This is a genomic window from Xanthomonas melonis (assembly GCF_020783655.1).
Lineage (GTDB): Bacteria > Pseudomonadota > Gammaproteobacteria > Xanthomonadales > Xanthomonadaceae > Xanthomonas > Xanthomonas melonis.
Genome location: NZ_JAJGQH010000008.1, coordinates 181,138 through 195,788 on the forward strand (window position 1 = coordinate 181,138; position 14,651 = coordinate 195,788).

General features: G+C 65.4%; 10 protein-coding genes. 9 read left to right on the forward strand and 1 reads right to left on the reverse strand.

Annotated features, from left to right (window positions below; all coding sequences use genetic code 11):
• Window positions 1–229 precede the first annotated feature (229 nt).
• The 3 genes from LL964_RS10060 (at window position 230) to LL964_RS10070 (ending at window position 8,455) form a co-directional block, all read left to right on the forward strand.
• A complete protein-coding gene (locus LL964_RS10060; RefSeq protein WP_228329436.1) occupies window positions 230–2,527 on the forward strand; it encodes a S9 family peptidase in 2,298 nt (765 codons plus the stop codon).
• Between the two features lie 507 nt (window positions 2,528–3,034).
• Window positions 3,035–5,926: a TonB-dependent receptor gene (locus tag LL964_RS10065; RefSeq protein ID WP_104587475.1), complete on the forward strand. Its 2,892-nt coding sequence runs from the start codon at window positions 3,035–3,037 to the stop codon at window positions 5,924–5,926.
• A 147-nt stretch (window positions 5,927–6,073) separates the two neighbouring features.
• The gene (locus LL964_RS10070) at window positions 6,074–8,455 is read left to right on the forward strand and encodes a glycoside hydrolase family 127 protein (protein ID WP_104587474.1); all 2,382 of its coding nucleotides are present in this window, start codon (window positions 6,074–6,076) and stop codon (window positions 8,453–8,455) included.
• Between the two features lie 81 nt (window positions 8,456–8,536).
• Here the strand turns inward: LL964_RS10070 and htpG are convergent, their stop codons facing one another.
• A complete protein-coding gene (htpG, locus tag LL964_RS10075) occupies window positions 8,537–10,441 on the reverse strand; it encodes a molecular chaperone HtpG (protein ID WP_104587473.1) in 1,905 nt (634 codons plus the stop codon).
• A gap of 240 nt (window positions 10,442–10,681) precedes the next feature.
• On the opposite strand from htpG, the gene rsmD reads away from it, so the two are divergent.
• From rsmD to ggt, 6 genes are all read left to right on the forward strand, one after another.
• Window positions 10,682–11,305 carry a 16S rRNA (guanine(966)-N(2))-methyltransferase RsmD gene (rsmD, locus tag LL964_RS10080; RefSeq protein ID WP_104587472.1) on the forward strand — a complete coding sequence of 208 codons (624 nt, stop codon included), beginning with the start codon at window positions 10,682–10,684 and terminating at the stop codon, window positions 11,303–11,305.
• A complete protein-coding gene (gene coaD / locus LL964_RS10085) occupies window positions 11,302–11,808 on the forward strand; it encodes a pantetheine-phosphate adenylyltransferase (protein ID WP_104587471.1) in 507 nt (168 codons plus the stop codon). The genes rsmD and coaD overlap by 4 nt, the downstream gene beginning before the upstream one ends.
• A 47-nt stretch (window positions 11,809–11,855) precedes the next feature.
• The gene (locus LL964_RS10090; protein ID WP_167395328.1) at window positions 11,856–12,353 is read left to right on the forward strand and encodes a hypothetical protein; all 498 of its coding nucleotides are present in this window, start codon (window positions 11,856–11,858) and stop codon (window positions 12,351–12,353) included.
• Window positions 12,354–12,414: 61 nt separating this feature from the next.
• A complete protein-coding gene (locus LL964_RS10095) occupies window positions 12,415–12,597 on the forward strand; it encodes a hypothetical protein (protein WP_228329431.1) in 183 nt (60 codons plus the stop codon).
• Window positions 12,588–12,872, forward strand: coding sequence for a YfhL family 4Fe-4S dicluster ferredoxin (locus tag LL964_RS10100; RefSeq protein ID WP_104587469.1), 285 nt, complete (start codon window positions 12,588–12,590; stop codon window positions 12,870–12,872). Before LL964_RS10095 ends, LL964_RS10100 begins: the two co-directional genes overlap by 10 nt.
• Window positions 12,869–14,647 carry a gamma-glutamyltransferase gene (gene ggt / locus LL964_RS10105; protein ID WP_104587468.1) on the forward strand — a complete coding sequence of 593 codons (1,779 nt, stop codon included), beginning with the start codon at window positions 12,869–12,871 and terminating at the stop codon, window positions 14,645–14,647. The genes LL964_RS10100 and ggt overlap by 4 nt, the downstream gene beginning before the upstream one ends.
• Window positions 14,648–14,651 lie beyond the last annotated feature (4 nt).

Sequence of the window (14,651 nt, forward strand, 5' to 3'; positions counted from 1 at the left end):
GTCCTCGCGCGGCGGCCAGGCGTTACGTCATTGAATACACGGCCTTCGTTGCCAGTCACCATCGCACCGGCCTTCGCTGCGATGCGTGCTATGGCTCTCACCTGAAACGCCAGCGTCTGATGGCGCAGGTCAATCGTCACACACGCTCGACGGAACCTGTATGACATGGTCATCTGATCGCACGCCGAAGAACCGCCTGGCCCGCCATCTGAGCTGGCGGGCCAGCCTTATGCTGTTGACGATGCTGGCGCCTGCCGTCCTGGCGCAACCCTCGGCGCCCACTGCCGCGCAATACACACAGGCCATGGCGGTGTCCGAACACTACCGGTCGCTGGTCGATCGCGAGCCTGCCGAACCGGTGTGGGTCGATACGGGACGCTTTCTGTACCGGCGCGGCGTTGCACGCCCCGGCCGAGCTCCGGCGATCGAGTACCGGTTGGTGGATGCCGCCAGCGGTCGCAATACGCTGGCCTTCGATCATGCCCGGCTGGCAGCGGCCTTGACCCAGGCCGGCGCGCAAGATGTCGATGCGGCCGCGTTGGCGCTGAAACAGCCGACGCTCGTGCAGCAGCGCCTTGGCTTTCGACTGGCGCGGCTGGGGTGGCAATGCGATCTGGCGCGTTATCGCTGCGAGCATCGTCCCGACCGCGATGAATCCGCCGAAACGATGGACATGGCACTGCCGCTCAAGCAAGGCGAGCGCATGGCCAAGACGTCGCCGGACGGGCGCTGGCGCGCATGGGTGGAGCAGGGCAATCTGGTGATTGCGCCGACCGGCGGCGGGGAACGCCGGGACCTCAGTCGCGAGGGCAGCGGCGGCGACTATTACGCCATCGACAGCGTGGAATGGTCGCCGGATTCGCAGCATCTGGCCGCCTACCGGGTCAAGGCGCCGCCGCCGCACATGGTGTACTACATCGAATCGGCGCCGGCCGATCGCGTGCAGCCCAGGCTGCATCAGCAGATCTATCCAAAGCCGGGCGATGCGTTGCCGGTGATGCAGCCGGTGCTGTTCGACATCGCCACCGGCGCGGCCCATCCAGTGGCGATGACGCTGCTGCCCAATGCCTTTACGTTGAACGGCATCCGCTGGTGGAAGGACAGCCGTGGCTTCACCTTCGAGTACAACGCGCGTGGGCACCAGGTGTATCGCGTCATCGAGGTGGATGCGCGCACCGCGGCGGCGCGCACGCTGATCGAAGAGACCTCGCCCACCTTCATCGAATACTCCGAACTCAGCGGCACGCACGAAGACGGCGGCAAATATGCGCGCAAGGATCTGGCCGACGGCGCGCAGATCCTGTGGGCTTCCGAGCGCGATGGCTGGGAGCATGTGTATCTCTATGACGGCCATCGTGGCGAGGTGGTCCGCCAGGTGACCCGCGGCGAATGGGTGGTGCGCAAGCTCGATTACATCGACGAGGCGGCGGGGCAGCTGTATTTCACCGCCTCGGGCATGCAACCCGGGGAAGACCCGTATTACCGGCATGCCTATCGCATCGGGCTGGACGGCACCGGCCTGACCGCACTGACGCCGCAGACCGCCGATCATCAGGTGAGCTATTCGCCGGATGGCAAGTGGTTCGTGGACCTGTACTCGCGCGTGGACCTCGGCCCGGTGCTGGAGCTGCGTCGTAGCGCCGATGGCGGGCTGGCGCATACGGTGGAGCGCACCGATTTAGGCAAGTTGCTCGCCAGCGGTTGGCAGCCGCCGCTTCCGTTCCATAGCGTCGGGCGCGATGGCAAGACCGAGATCTGGGGGGTGATCAATCGCCCGCAACATTTCGATCCGCACCAGCATTACCGCGTGATCGAGTACATCTACGCCGGCCCGCAGGGCTCCTTCGTCCCCAAGACGTTCAGTGCGGGCGCCTTCGCCTTGACCGGCCTGGGATTTACGGTTGCGCAGATCGACGGGATGGGCACCAACAATCGCTCGCGCGCCTTCCACGATGTGGCCTGGCGCAATCTCAAGGACGCCGGCTTGCCTGACCGCATTGCCTGGCACAAGGCCGCTGCCGCGCAGTATCCGTGGTACGACATCGATGGTGGCGTTGGCGTGTTCGGCACCTCAGCAGGTGGGCAGAACGCACTGGGTGCGCTGCTGTTCCATTCGGAGTTCTATGTCGCCGGAGTGGCCAATTCCGGCTGCCATGACAACCGCATGGACAAGATCTGGTGGAACGAGCAGTGGATGGGCTGGCCGGTGGGGCCGTGGTACGCAGAATCCTCCAACGTGGAAAATGCCGCACGCCTGCAAGGTCATCTACTGCTGATCACCGGCGACATGGATATGAACGTCGACCCAGCCAGTACCTTCCAGGTGGCCGATCGCCTGATCAAGGCCAACAAGGATTTCGACTTGCTGGTGGTGCCCGGCGGCGATCACGGCGCCGGCGGCGACTACGGCAGGCGGCGTCTGCTGGATTTCTTCGTGCGCTGGATGCAGCGCTCGCCCACGCCGGAGTGGAACCGCAGCCCGGACAGCACTGCACCGCAGCCAGCGGCATCCACCGCGCCGCGATGATCGGCGCGGCGCTGCAGGCGGGGTGATCCGGCCAACCTCGATGAGGTCAGCGCGCAGGCACGCCGGCTCCGGCATGCAGCGGTCAATACACATCGTGGCGATGGCGATGGCGATGGCGATGGAGACTGGGAGTGCACGCCCGCTTGAGGCCGTGCATGGAGCAGGCACGTGCAGCGATCACGCATACGCATTCCCACCATGCTGTTTTCCGCATGCACCGTCGCCAAATGCGACAAGACGCCGAACGTGAGGACGGGCACATTGTGACCAACTGATGAAAGCGGATCGCATTGCGCGACACCGCTGCGTACCGACTGCCATTCGACACTGCGCGTTGCGCGTTGGCCCTGCGGCCAGGCGCCTGCAGGGTGCCGAGATGCCTGCAGCATGCGCGTCGCATACGTCGTGCGGCGGCGTGACTGCTCTCTGGTTCCGACCCACGCCGGCGCACGTCGGCACGGGCCTGTGTTGCCGATCGTTCGTCCAAGTTCTCCCCAGGAGCCCCGCATGCCGACGTCGCCATTGCCTCAGTCCCGAGCCCGCCCCGCTACCGGGCGCTTGATCCAGCATTCGCTCACCACCGCGTTATCGATCGTGCTGGTTGCCGGCACGGCGGCACCAGCGCGGGCGCAACAGGCAGCCGGCGATGCAACGCAAACCCTGGACAGCGTGGTCGTCACCGGCTCGCGCTTGCGCCGTGTGGATACCGAAACCGCCAACCCGGTGGTCACGGTGAGCCAGGAACAGATCGCCGCCACCGGCAAGGCGACGGTGGGCGATCTGCTGCAGGAATTGCCGTCGATTGCCGGCAATGCCACCAATCCGTACACCAATAATGGCGGCGGTACCGGTGCATCGGCGGTCTCGCTGCGCGGCCTGGGCGACAAGCGCACGCTGGTGCTGGTCAACGGCATCCGCCTGGCCTACAACGACGTCAACGCCATTCCTTCCAGCATGATCGAACGGATCGAAGTGCTCAGCGATGGTGCTTCAGCGGTGTACGGCTCCGACGCGATCGGTGGCGTGGTCAACTTCATCCTGCGCTCGCGCTTCGACGGCGTGCAGTTCAGCAGCGCCTTCGGCACCAGCAGCGAGCGCGACGGCAACCGTCGAAACTTCGCGCTCACCACCGGCAAAACCTGGGAGCGCGGTAACCTGATCGGCGGGCTGTCGTATCACAGCATCGACCCGGTATCGGCCGGCGCACGTGCGTACTCCAGGGATGCGCTGGCATTGATCGATGGCCAGCCGGTCAAGCAGGGCTCGTCGGCCACGCCGACCGGTACGGTCAATTTCAACGACGGTTCCACGCGGTCGGCGCAACTTGCCCAGGCCAATGGCTGCAGCCGCGTCACGCTCAACAGTGGCGTCAGCGGGCGTGCCGGCCCGGGGGATTTCCATTGTTACAACGCCAGCGCAGATTCGTATAACTACCAGCCCTTCAATCTGCTGCAGACCCCGCAAGAACGCACCAATGCCTTCCTGCTGGGGACATTTCGCTTCAGCGACAGTGTTGAGGGGTACGTCAACACCTGGTTCAGTAAAACCGAATCGGCATCGGTCATTGCGCCGATTCCGATCTTCTCCAACGGCGACAACATCCTGGTGTCGGCGCAGAGTTACTACAATCCGTTCGGCGTGAACTTCGGCACCGATCGCAGCACCGGCACCTCCTACAACGACCTGAACACGCGCGCCACCGTGCTCGGCAATCGCAGTTATCAGTACAACACCTACAACTTCCAGATCAGCCCCGGTCTGCGTGGCCGCTTCGGCGACAGCGCCTGGCAGTGGGACGCCACTTTCAACTACGGCAAGGTCAAGCAGAAGTCCATCAACAACGGGTTTCTCGACTACGCAACGTTCAATCAGGCGATCGGCCCGTCGTTCCTGGACAGCGATGGTGTGGTGAAGTGCGGCAGCGCGGGCGCGGCGATCACCGGCTGCACGCCGTTGAACTTCTTCAACCTCAACGACAGTGCCAACCTGTCCACCCTGCAGGGCATGGTGGTCAATCCCATCGTGACCAGTGTCTATACCGTCAAGCAGTTCGAGGCCAATGCCAACGGCGCACTGTTCGAATTGCCTGCCGGTGAAGCCAGCCTGGCCGCCGGCGTCTCGTACCGCAAGGAACGCTCCACGACGGCGTCGGATGCCTTGTGGACAGGCGATGAGAACGGCCTGTGCGGGGTGATCGAATTCTGCTCGTCCACCCTGAGCGGCAGTTTCGACGTCAAGGAAGCCTATGCAGAGGCCTTGTTCCCGCTGCTCAGGGACCTGCCGGGGATCCACGCGTTGAACCTCACGGTCGGTACCCGCTATTCCGATTACAGCTCGGTGGGCAGCAAGACCAACAGCAAGCTATCGCTGGAGTATCGTCCGATCGAGAATCTACTGGTGCGCGGCACCGTCTCGCAGGTGTTTCGCGCACCGAACATCAACGAACTGTACGCCGGCGTGGCCGGTGACGCGGCCACCGTCAACGATCCGTGCAACGGCTATACCGGCGGCAACAGCGTGGCCTGCGCCAACGTGCCCACCGATGGCAGCTACCAACAATCGGACGGGCAGGTGTCGGGCAAGGTCTCCGGCGCGGTAGTGGCGGGCTACCAGCTCAAGCCGGAAACCGGCAGGTCCTACGACGTGGGCGTGGTCTATGACCCGGGTTGGATCGACGGCCTGTCGCTGAGCGCGGATTGGTGGCGCATCGACCTGGAAGACACCATCACCACGGTGTCGGCGCAGACCGTGCTCAACCAGTGCTATGCCAATCAGGCGAGCGCGTTCTGCGCGTTGATCCATCGCAACGGCAACGGCACCGTCAACTACATCGCCGAGCCCACCGTCAACCTGGGCAAGCTCTGGGCCAAGGGCATCGATTTCAATCTGACCTACCGCCTGCCGGAAGCCGCCTGGGGCAGGGTCAACGCCAGCCTCAACGGCACCTACCTCACCCGCTACGACGTGCTGCCCGACACCACCGATCCCAGCTCGGTCACCATCCACAACGTGGGCCGTTACACCCAGGCCTACGGCAACTTCCCACGCTGGCGCGGCCTGGGCACGGTGAACTGGGCATTGGGCGACTGGAGTGCCACCTGGCGTATCCGCTACGTGGGCAATACCGATATCGGCAACGCCGACCTCGACCAGAGCCTGTCCGCCGATGCGGGTATTCCCGGTGTGGTGCGCAAGATCGGCGCGTATGTCTACAACAATCTGCAGCTGGGCTACGAGGTGCAGCCCTGGCATACGCGCTTCGAGGTAGGCGTGGACAATGTCGCCAACAAGCAGCCGCCGCTGTATTACTCCAACAATGTGGGTAACGCCAATACCGACGTGGCCACCTACGATCTGCTGGGTCGGTTCTACTGGGCGCGTGCCACGGTGAAGTTCTGATCGGGCCGCTGTATCGCGGTGGTGTGCGGCCAGATGCCATCGGTCGTGGGCGTCATGCGTGTCACGCGCGTGTTGTCGCGATTGCATAGGCGGTTGTTGCAATGGCGCGCGCGGTCTGTGCGCGCCGACAGGAGCTAAGCTGAGCCCATGACCGAGACGTATCCGAGCGAGTTGCCCAACGACCACGCGCCGAGCCTGTCGCGGCGGCGCTTTCTGGCCTGGAGCAGCCTGGCGGTTGCGGCGGGTTTCCTGCGCTTTCCGGCGCAGGCCAGCGCCGCACAACCCGGCAGCGTGCGCGCCGTGCCACTGGCGCAGGTGCGGCTCACGCCGTCGTTGTTCCTGGACGCGCTGCACACCAACCGTCGTTACCTGATGCGGCTGGAGCCGAACCGGCTGTTGCACAACTTCGTGCTGTACGCCGGCCTCGATCCCAAGGCGCCTGCATACGGCGGCTGGGAGGCGGACACCATTGCCGGGCATACGCTCGGTCACTATCTCAGCGCATTGGCACTGATGCATGCGCAGACCGGCGATGCGCAATGCCGCACGCGCGCCGGGTACCTGGTCGCAGAGCTGGCACGCTGCCAGGCGCATGCAGGCGATGGCTATGTGGCTGGCTTTACCCGAAAGAACGCCGCAGGGAAGATCGAAAGCGGCCGCACGGTGTTCGATGAACTCAGGCGCGGCAAGATCGACCCGGCGCCGTTCTACCTCAACGGCAGCTGGGCACCGCTGTACACCTGGCACAAGTTGTTTGCCGGCCTGCTCGACGTGCACGCGCATTGCGACAATGCGCAGGCGCTGCAGGTCGCGGTGGGCCTGGCCGGCTATCTGCAAGGCATCTTCGCCGCACTCGACGACGCGCAGCTGCAGAAGGTGCTGTCGTGCGAATTCGGTGGCCTCAACGAATCCTTCGTGGAGCTGCATGTGCGAACGGGCAATGCGCAGTGGCTGGCAGTGGCGCAACGTCTGCACCACCATGCCGTGCTCGATCCACTGATCGCCCAGCGCGACGAACTGGTGCACCAGCATTCCAATACCAATATCCCCAAGCTGATCGGCCTGGCTCGCGAGTTCGAAGTGACCGGCGACGCCGCAACTGGCGCGGCGGCGCGCTTCTTCTGGCACACCGTCACCGACCACCATACCTATGCGATCGGCGGCAATGGCGACCGCGAATACTTCCAGCAGCCGGACAGCATTTCCAAGTTCCTCACCGAGCAGACCTGCGAGCACTGCGCCAGCTACAACATGCTCAAGCTCACCCGCCACTTGTATCAGTGGGGGCCGCAGGCGGCATTCTTCGATTACTACGAGCGCACGCTGCTCAATCACGTGATGGCGCAGCAGCATCCGCGTACCGGCATGTTCACCTACATGACACCGCTACTGGCCGGCGAAGCGCGCGGCTGGTCGTCGCCATTCGATGATTTCTGGTGCTGTGTCGGCAGCGGCATGGAGTCGCACGCGCAGTTCGGCGACTCGATCTACTGGGAAGACGGGCAGGGGGTGTACGTCAATCTGTATGTGCCTTCCACGGTGCGCGACGCAGCCGGGTTCGCACTCAGCCTGCACAGCGCCTTGCCCGAGCAGGGCCAGGTCACGTTGCAGATCGATGCAGCGCCGGCCACCTTGCGCACGCTTGCGCTGCGCATGCCCGGTTGGGCCGGCGCATTCGCCTTGCAGGTCAATGGCCAATCGCAGACCCTGCAGCCGGTGGATGGGTATTTGTGCATCGAACGCACATGGGCTGCCGGCGACACGGTGTCCCTGCAACTGGAGATGCCACTGCGTCTGGAGCGCACGCCCGACGATCCTGCCTGGGTGGCGGTCATGCGCGGCCCGCTGGTGCTGGCCGCCGATCTCGGCGACGCAGCAACGCCCTGGAACAATGACACCCCGGCGCTGATCGGCGGCGATGAGGTCCTGCAACGTCTGCAGCCGCTGCCGGCGCATGGCCACTACCACTACACCGACGGCGCGCAGCACTGGCCCCTGTCGCCGTTCTACGCCCAGTTCGACCGTCGCAGCGCTGTCTATCTGGAGCATCGCGATGCCGCCGCCTGGCAACAACGCCAGACCGAACGGGCCGCCAGCGCGCAACGACAGAAGCTGCTGGACACCACCGCGCTCGACTACGTGGCGCTGGGCGACGAAGCCTCCGAGAAAGCCCATGCCCTGACCAGCGCCAGCTCATACGCACTCAGCTATCGCCGCCGCCCCGGCCGCGACGCCCGCACCGGCGGCTTCATCGCCTTCACCCTGCGCAACACTGCCCAGGCGAAGGTGCTGCGCCTGCGCTACTGGGGCGATGAAACCCGCCGCCGCTTCCGCCTCCTCGCCGACGGCGAACTCATCGTCAACGAACGCCTCGAAGGCAACCGCGGCCTGGATTTCATCGATGTGGATTACGCGCTGCCGGCAGCGGTTGCCGGCCGTGCCACGCTCAAGATCCGTATCGAACCGGAGACCGGTTATTCGGCCGGTCCTGCGTTCGGATGCTGGGTGTTGAAAGAGAACGAGGCCTGATCCCGCACACCGGCACGGCGAACAAATAAAAAGACCGGCGCAGGGCCGGTCTTTGTTGTTTGCTGGTAGCCGCAGCGCGGCTTAAGCCGACAACTCCAACAACAACTTGTTCAACCGCCGCACATACCCAGCCGGGTCCTTGAGGCTGTCGCCGGCGGCGAGTGCGGCCTGATCGAACAGCACGCGGCTTAGATCGCCAAAGCGATCCATATCCTGCTCTGCATCGAGTTTCTCGATCAGCGGGTGGGCCGGGTTGAATTCGAACACCGGCTTGCTTTCCGGGACGGCCTGGCCGCTGGCTTCGAGCAGCTGGCGCATCTGCAGACCCAGGTCGCCCTGGCCGATGGCCAGGATGGCGGGGGAATCGGTCAGGCGGTGCGAGACGCGTACTTCGGCCACGTCGTCGCCGAGGGCGGCCTTGATGCGCGAGGCCAGGCCTTCCTTGGACTTGGCCACTTCTTCCTGCGCCTTCTTGTCCTCTTCCGAATCCAGCTTGCCCAGATCCAGGTCGCCGCGGGCCACGTCCACGAACGACTTGCCGTCGAATTCGGTGAGATAGCTCATCAGCCATTCGTCGATGCGGTCGGTGAGCAGCAGCACTTCGATGCCCTTCTTGCGGAACACTTCCAGGTGCGGGCTGTCCTTGATCTGTGCGTAGCTCTCGCCCGTGAGGTAGTACAGCTTGTCCTGGCCTTCGGCCAACCGGCCGACGTAGTCCGCCAGACCTACGCTTTGCGCGCCGGTGGTGTCGTGCGTGGACGAGAAGCGCAGCAGGCCGGCGACCTTCTCGCGGTTGGCATAGTCCTCGGCCGGGCCTTCCTTCAAGGCCTGGCCGAAATTGCGCCAGAATGTGGCGTAGTCGTCCGGCTTGTCCTTGGCCAGCTTCTCCAGCATGTCCAGCGAGCGCTTGGTCAGTGCGGACTTCATCGAGTCCACCACCGGACCGGACTGCAGGATCTCGCGCGAGACGTTGAGCGACAGGTCCGACGAATCCACCACGCCCTTGATGAAACGCAGATACAGCGGCAGGAACTGCTCGGCCTGGTCCATGATGAAAACGCGCTGCACGTACAGCTTCAGGCCCTTGGCCGAATCGCGGTGGTACAGGTCGAACGGGGCGCGGCCGGGCACGAACAGCAGCGAGGTGTATTCGAGCTTGCCTTCGACCTTGTTATGGCTCCACGCCAGCGGGTTGCCCGCGTCGTGCGCGATGTGCTTGTAGAACTCCTGGTACTCCTCGTCCTTGATCTCGGACTTGGGGCGCGTCCACAGTGCGCTGGCGCGGTTGACCACTTCCCATTCGGGTTCGGCGGGCTTGTCGGCGTCTTCGCCGTAATGCTCCTTGCGCATCTCGATCGGCAGGCCGATATGGTCGGAATACTTCTTGAGGATGTTGCGCAGGGTCCAGCCGTCGGCGAACGATTCCTCGCCGTCCTTCAGATGCAGCACGATGCGGGTGCCGCGCTCGGGCTTGTCGACGCTGGCGATCTCGAACTCGCCTTCGCCGCGCGAGGACCAATGCACGCCCTCGTTGGCCGGCAGGCCGGCGCGACGCGAATACACGTCCACCTGGTCGGCCACGATGAAGGCGCTGTAGAAGCCCACGCCGAACTGGCCGATCAGGTTGGCGTCCTTCTTCTGGTCGCCGCTCAGGTGCTTGAGGAAATCGGCGGTGCCTGATTTGGCGATGGTGCCCAGGTGCGAGACCGCATCCTCGCGGCTCATGCCGATGCCGTTGTCGTCGATGGTGACGGTGCGCGCGTCCTTGTCGTAGTCGACACGGATGCGCAGCTCGCTGCCGCCTTCCAGCAGCTCCGGCTTCACCAGCGCCTCGAAGCGCAGCTTGTCGGCGGCGTCGGCGGCGTTGGACACCAGCTCGCGCAGGAAGATTTCCTTATTCGAATACAGCGAATGGATCATCAGCTGCAGCAGCTGCTTGACCTCGGTCTGGAAGCCCAGCGTCTGCTTGTCGGTCTCAACGGTCATTGGGGTCGTGCTCCGTGGTGGTTCAGGCCGTCACGCGGCCGATGGCCAGGGGGATGAGGCCGTCGGCGGATGTTTTCAAGGCGCACCGGCGCGAATGTGTCGTGCCGCGCTGACCAGGCCGGGGAGGGCGGCAGCTTGGGCGACGGCGGTATCATGGCCGCCCCTTGCCACGTCGTCAGCCATGCCGCCACTCGCTTCCGCCGTGTTACCCCTGGGTCTGCCCGCCAGCGGCAGGTGGCGATGAGCCGCCCGCCACGGCCGGCGCCGCGTGGCGCGGAAGGGCAGGTGCGCATCGTGGGCGGGCGCTGGCGCAATACCCGGCTGGCGGTGCCAGATGCACCGGGGCTGCGCCCAAGCAGCGACCGCGTGCGCGAAACGCTGTTCAACTGGCTGATGCCGCGCCTGCCCGGTGCGCGCGTGCTGGACCTGTTCGCCGGCTCGGGCGCGCTGGGCCTGGAAGCGGTCTCGCGCGGCGCGGCGCATGCCACCCTGATCGAGCGTGACCCCGGCCTGGCGCAGCGCCTGCGCGAGCATGTGGCCCGGCTGGGTGCGGCCGAGCAGGTCCAGGTGCTGCAGGACGATGCGCTGCGCTGGCTGGAGCGCGCTCCGGCGGCCCAGGCCGATATCGTGTTCGTCGACCCGCCGTTCGCGGATGGCCTGTGGGCCGGCGTGCTCCAACGCCTGCCCGCACATCTGGCCGCCGAGGCCTGGCTGTACCTGGAAGCGCCCGCCGATGCGGTGCCGCCGCTGCCGGCCGGTTGGGACCTGCACCGCGAGGGCGGTACCCGGCAGGTGCGCTATGCGCTGTATCGCCGGGCCGCTGCTACACTGAACGGCGATCCGACCCCGGTAGTTTCCGTATGAGCGTGGCCAATAGCCGCACCGCCGTCTATCCCGGTACCTTCGACCCGATCACCAATGGGCATATTGACCTGGTGAACCGTGCCGCGCCGCTGTTCGAGCGCGTGGTGGTGGGCGTGGCCTACAGCCCGTCCAAGGGGCCGGCCCTGCCGCTGGAAAAGCGCGTGGTGCTGGCGCAGGAAGCACTAGCGGCGCACAGGAACGTGGAAGTGCGCGGCTTCGATACGCTGTTGGCGCACTTCGTGCGCGACATGCAGGCCGGGGTGCTGCTGCGCGGGCTGCGCGCGGTGTCCGACTTCGAATACGAATTCCAGATGGCCAGTATGAACCGCCATCTGATTCCGGAAGTGGAGACTTTGTTCCTCACGCCGGCCGAGCAGTACAGCTTCATCTCGTCGTCGCTGGTGCGCGAGATCGCGCGGCTCGGCGGCGATGTCTCCGGTTTCGTTCCCGCCTCGGTGGTCGAGGCGCTGCGCCAGGTACGCGAATCCCGCGCGCAGGCCTGACCCGATCTTCGTTACATCACCACACGCTTTTCAAAGGGAGGAGTTTCATGAAACACACCATGCGCGCTCTGGCGCTCGCTTCGATCGCCGCACTGGCGGTCACCGCCTGTAAGAAGGAAGAGCCGGCTCCCACCGCCGCCGCGGCTCCCGCGCCGCTGAAGGCGCCAGCCAAGGACGACAACGCCGGCTGGAAGAAGTACCTGCAGGAAGTGGTCGGCCAGAACCTGGGCACCACCACCAATAGCCCGTTCCTGTACTACTTGCCGCCGGAGTCCGATGCCGAGTTCGCCGGCAGCTACGAGCGTCAGCTGGAAAGCGTCAAGACCGCGCTGGCGCGTGGCGTGCAGCCGGGCAATATGCTGGCCTTCGGTTCGTCCGCGTCCACCAAGATGGCCGACCTGATCGAGGCCGCGTTCAAGGACGTGCAGCCGGATTCGATGAAGGGCGTGCGCGTGCTGTTCATCGGCGATGCCGCCGAGAATGCGCGTGTGCAGACGATCGTCCAGCCCAAGGGCGCGGAATACACCTTCGTTGAAGCCAAGTAATGCCGTACCAGGCCGGATGCGCGGGAGGGCGCAGCCGGTCGCGGTGTGCGGAGCCAGCAGCATGCTGACTCCGCACATCACCGGAACCAGCCGTGTTGGGCAGGTGTCCGACAGCGCCCCAGGCGTTGTCCATGTGCTGATCATCCGCGCCGTGCGCGCCTGCCTGCAGCAGTACGTTGCGTTCCAGCGCCTGCAGTTGAATCGCGCTGCCTCGCATCGCATGGTGTTGTCGATATGTCGCTGAAAATCAACGAGCTCTGCGTCAACTGCGACGTCTGCGAGCCGGCCTGCCCGAACCAGGCGATCTCGATGGGCGAGACCATCTACGTGATCGACCCGGCGCGGTGCACCGAATGCGTGGGCCATTTCGACGAAGCGCAGTGCGTGGTGGTGTGCCCGGTCGAATGCATCGACCCGGATCCGGAGATTCCGGAAACCCACGATCAATTGCTGGCCAAGCTGATGCAGCTGCAGCGCGATCACCCCGAATTGTACGAACAGGAGCCTCCCGCCCCGTGAGCACTTTCTTCCGACATTTTTCGACGCGGGGCCTGCTGTTGCTGGTGTTTGTGCTGGCACCGCCGGCCTGGTCCGCCGACGGCACCACGCCTGCCACCGGCGCGCCCGCGGCGGTCGCTGCGCATCCGCCCGGCGCGGCCGTGGCCAGTGGCCATGCCCTGGCCACCGACGCCGGCCTGCGAATCCTGCGCGAGGGCGGCAATGCCTTCGATGCGGCCATTGCGGTGTCTTCCACCCTGGCGGTGGTCGAGCCGATCAGCTCGGGCCTGGGCGGCGGCGGCTTCTTTCTGCTGCATGACGCCAGGACCGGCAAGGACGTGATGCTGGATGCGCGCGAGTACGCGCCCGAATCGGCCACGCCGGACAAATTCCTCGACAAGCAGGGTGGGCTGGACCGCGACCGCTCGGTCAACGGTCCGTGGTCGGCCGGCATTCCCGGCCTGCCGGCGGCGCTGGTGGAACTGGCGGCCAGGCACGGCCGGTTGCCGCTCAAGCAATCGCTGGCGCCGTCGATCCGCATCGCCAGCGAGGGCTTTCCGGTGTATGCGCGCATGGCCAAGGGCTACGCCTCGCGGCGCGAGGTGATGGAGCGCTACCCCGGCACCCGCGAGGTGTACTTGCGCGGCGGAAGACCCATCGCCGAAGGCGACATCTTCAAGCAGCCCGAGCTGGCGCGCACCCTCACGTTGCTGGGCGACAAGGGCTTCGACGGCTTCTACAAGGGCGAGACCGCCAGGAAGTTGATCGCCGGCGTGAAGCAGGCCGGCGGGCACTGGACTGCGGCAGAGCTGGCCGGCTACTCGGTGAAGCAGCGCACGCCGATCCAGTTCGATTACCGTGGCTGGAAGATCACCACCGCGCCGCCGCCGTCGTCCGGCGGCATTGCGTTGGCGGCAATGCTGCAGATCCTGGAAGGCTGGGATCTGAACACCCTGGATGAGGTGCACCGCACCCATCTGGTGGTGGAGTCGATGCGTCGTGCCTACCGCGACCGCACCTTCTTCCTGGGTGATCCGGACTTCGTCGATGTGCCGCAGCGTGTGCTGACGAGCAAGGATTACGCGCAAGGCCTGCGCGCCACGATCAATCCGGACAAGGCGACGCCCAGCGATCTGTTGTCGGGCAATCCCACGCCGCTGGAAGACGACGAGACCACGCACTTTTCCATCATCGACAGCGAAGGCAACCGTGTCGGCGGTACCCAGACGGTGAACCTGCTGTACGGCTCGGGGTTGATTCCCAAGGGCACCGGCGTGCTGCTCAACGACGAGATGGACGACTTCGCGCTCAAGCCGGGCACGCCCAATGCCTTCGGCGTGATGGGCTACGACGCCAACGCACCCAAGCCGGGCAAGCGCATGCTGAGTTCGATGACGCCCACCTTCATGGAATCGGCCGACAAGGCGATCGTGTTGGGCACGCCGGGCGGCAGCCGCATCATCACCATGGTGCTGCTCGGCATTCTGGGCTACGACGCCGGGCTGGATGCGCAGCAGGTCAGCGCGCTGCCGCGTTATCACCATCAGTGGTTGCCGGACGTCATCGACGCCGAAAGCAATGCGTTCACCGCGCAGACCGCCGCGGGTCTGAAGGCGATGGGCCATGCGCTCGAATTGCCTGGCGACAGCGCAGAGGGCGGGCGCGGCTCCAGCCATGTGTGGGGCAACCTGCAGACGGTGGAATGGGACAAGCGCCGCAACGTGCTCAGCGGCGGCAGCGACCCGCGCAACCCGGTCGGCAAGGCGCAGGTGCAGTTGGCAACGCCAGGGCAGTAAGTGC